Origin of the sequence: Pandoraea sp. B-6, assembly GCF_000282835.1 — a bacterium.
Lineage (GTDB): Bacteria > Pseudomonadota > Gammaproteobacteria > Burkholderiales > Burkholderiaceae > Pandoraea > Pandoraea cepalis.
Genome location: NZ_KB290554.1, coordinates 23914 through 26735 on the forward strand (window position 1 = coordinate 23914; position 2822 = coordinate 26735).

Annotated in this window: 4 protein-coding genes and 1 pseudogene; 4 read left to right on the plus strand and 1 reads right to left on the minus strand. The window is 64.3% G+C overall.

Annotation, left to right across the window (positions count from 1 at the left end; genetic code table 11):
• On the minus strand, window positions 1-536 hold a 536-nt coding region (locus tag A985_RS26375; RefSeq protein WP_017235168.1), incomplete at its 3' end, for an NAD(P)-dependent oxidoreductase.
• Between the two features lie 356 nt (window positions 537-892).
• Here A985_RS26375 and ybgC point away from each other — a divergent pair.
• The 4 genes and pseudogenes from ybgC to A985_RS28725 all read left to right on the plus strand — a co-directional run.
• Entirely contained in the window at window positions 893-1351 is a 459-nt protein-coding gene (gene ybgC / locus A985_RS0120085) for a tol-pal system-associated acyl-CoA thioesterase (RefSeq protein ID WP_026132192.1), read from the plus strand.
• A gap of 39 nt (window positions 1352-1390) precedes the next feature.
• On the plus strand, window positions 1391-2065 hold the full coding sequence (tolQ, locus tag A985_RS0120090) for a protein TolQ (RefSeq protein ID WP_017235170.1): 675 nt from the start codon (window positions 1391-1393) through the stop codon (window positions 2063-2065).
• 21 nt (window positions 2066-2086) lie between these two features.
• Entirely contained in the window at window positions 2087-2521 is a 435-nt protein-coding gene (gene tolR / locus A985_RS0120095; protein WP_026132193.1) for a protein TolR, read from the plus strand.
• Window positions 2518-2822 (plus strand): annotated as a pseudogene (locus A985_RS28725) (hypothetical protein); the annotation flags it as partial. The gene tolR and the pseudogene A985_RS28725, both read left to right, overlap by 4 nt.

Consider the following 2822-nt stretch of genomic DNA (forward strand, 5'->3'; position numbering starts at 1 on the left):
ATCGCTTCCGACAGTCCCTGCACGAGACCGGCGATGCAGATCTGATTGACCATCTTGGCCACCTGCCCCGCGCCGGCCTCGCCCACGCGCGTGACGGCTCGGCCGTAGGCGCCCAGCGTCGGGGCCACCCGGTCGAACGCCGGCGCGTCGCCGCCGCACATGATCGTCAGCACGCCGTTCCTGGCACCGGCTTCGCCACCCGAGACGGGGGCGTCGACGAAGTGCAGCCCCTTCGCGCGCGCGGCGGCGTAGAGTTCGCGTGCCACGTCGGCCGAGGCCGTTGTGTGGTCGACGAAGACGGCGTTCGCCTTCATGCCGGCGAAGGCGCCGTGCTCACCGAGCACGATACTGCGCAGGTCGTCGTCATTGCCGACGCAGGCGGCCACGATATCGGCGTCGCGCGCTGCCTCGGCCGGCGTGGCGGCGGCCGCACCGCCATACTCGTTGGCCCATTGCTGCGCCTTGGCGGCCGTGCGGTTATAGACCGTGACCTGATGACCGGCACGTTGCAGATGACCGGCCATGGGATAACCCATCACGCCCAGGCCGAGAAACGCGACACGGACAGACGTTGCTTGCGATGAAGGGGAAGTCAATTCGAGGGCCTCGCAGGTTGATTCGCTATGAGGGAACCCAGGGGCGCACGAAGCAGGGGGCACCCGCGGGGTCCTGTCTGAAATTCAGGGGGCTTGCGAGCCACCATTATAAAGATGGGCAGCCCTCGGGCGCCAGCGCAATCCCCCGCCACACGGGGGATCCGCGCAAATTGGCCCCAGTTTGGTGCGCCGCGGGGCTTTCAGTAATTCCCCGTAAACATGAGGCCATCGTTACCGTTTGAAAAATTGTGTTTCCGTGACTGGCGTTGGTCTCAGGTTCCGCTACAATGCGCGGCATGGCTGATTTTGATACCTGTTGGTCAATTCGCGTTTACTACGAGGACACGGACGCCGGAGGCGTCGTCTTCTATGCCAACTATCTGAAATTCTTTGAACGGGCCCGAACCGAGTGGCTTCGTTCGCTCGGCATCGAGCAGCTCGCGCTGGCCCGCGAAACCGGCATGATTTTCATTGTGCGTGCAACCGCACTCGACTATCTGGCCCCCGCCCGGCTGGACGATCTCCTCACCATCAAAAGCCGCATCGAGCGCGTTGGCGGCGCCTCTGTCGATTTTCACCAGGAAGCCTGGCGAGACGCGCCGGACGGCAGCAGCGAACTGTTGGTGCGCGGCAGCATCAAAATTGGCTGTGTGGCGGCCAACACGCTGCGCCCAGGCAAGATTCCCGCGAACGTGCGCCTCGCCATGCTGTCGGCCGCCGCAGCGGGTGAGCCGCCCCGTTCGGCAGCCGCCTGAAGCCAACAACAAGAATTCCGGTCAGTCAATAACCACACCATGCCCGATCAAGACCTTTCCATTATTTCGCTGGTCCTGCATGCCAGCGTGCTCGCTCAGGCCGTCATGGGCCTGCTGCTGGTGCTCTCGCTGCTCTCGTGGACCCACATCTTCCGCAAGATCTTCGCGATTCGCCGCGCCCGCACCCAGACCGAGCGCTTCGAACGCGATTTCTGGTCGGGTGGCGACCTTCAGGCGCTCTATCAAAGCGCGCTGAACAACCGTCATCAGACGGGGGCGCTCGAACGCATCTTCGAATCGGGTATGCGCGAGTACATCAAGGCGAGCGAGAAGGGTCTGCACGATCCGAGCGCCATTCTGGACGGCGCGCGTCGTGCGATGCGCGCTTGCTATCAACGTGAAATGGACTCGCTCGAAGCCAATCTGCCGTTCCTCGCATCGGTCGGCTCGGTGAGCCCGTACATCGGTCTGTTCGGCACGGTGTGGGGTATCATGAACGCTTTCCGCGGCCTGTCGAACGTGCAACAAGCCACGCTCGCCAATGTAGCGCCCGGTATCGCGGAAGCACTGGTGGCGACGGCCATCGGTCTATTCGCCGCAATCCCTGCCGTGGTCGCCTACAACCGCTTCGCCAACGACATCGACCGACTGTCGATCCGCTTCGAAAGTTTCGTCGAAGAATTCTCCAACATCCTGCAACGGCAGATTCACTAAGCACTCCGGGAGCGCCGAGACATGGCAGGTTCTATGCGCAACGCTCGCCGCGGCCGTCGCGCCATGGCGGATATCAACGTCGTACCGTACATCGACGTGATGTTGGTGCTGCTCGTCATTTTCATGGTGGCCGCGCCGCTGGTCGCGCCGTCGATCGTCAACCTGCCGAGCGTCGCCAACGCGAGCCCGCAGCAGCAGACGCCGCCCGTGGTCGTCAACATCGAGGCCGACAACCGGATGCTGGTGCGCTACAAGGACGGCGAGAACACCATCGAGCAGCGCATGGGCGCCGCCGATCTGACGGGGTTCCTGCAAGGGCGTCAGGCCGCAAATCCGGATCAACCGGTCGTCATCGCCGCCGACAAGTCGGTGCGCTATGAAATCGTCATGAACGTGATGTCCGATCTCAAGGCCCAGGGCGTCAAGCGCGTGGGCCTGCTCGTCAAGCAGAAATGAGCCGCACCGCAGCCCGCACCGACCGTGCCAATCGCCCTATCGGCCCACGCAACGATGAGCGGGGCACGGGTCGGGCATTTCTCCTCGCGCTGTTCATGCACGCGCTGCTGTTCGCGCTGCTCTTCTATGGCATGCGCTGGCAGAACAGTTCGCCGGCCGGGTCAGAGGCCGAGCTGTGGACACCGTCCGAAGTCGCGGAGCCGACGCCGCCCGTGGTGACGCCGCCGCCGACGCCCGCGCCGCCCGCCGTGGCCGCGCCCACGCCGCCGGTCGAAGACGCCGACATCGCCCTCCAGCAAAA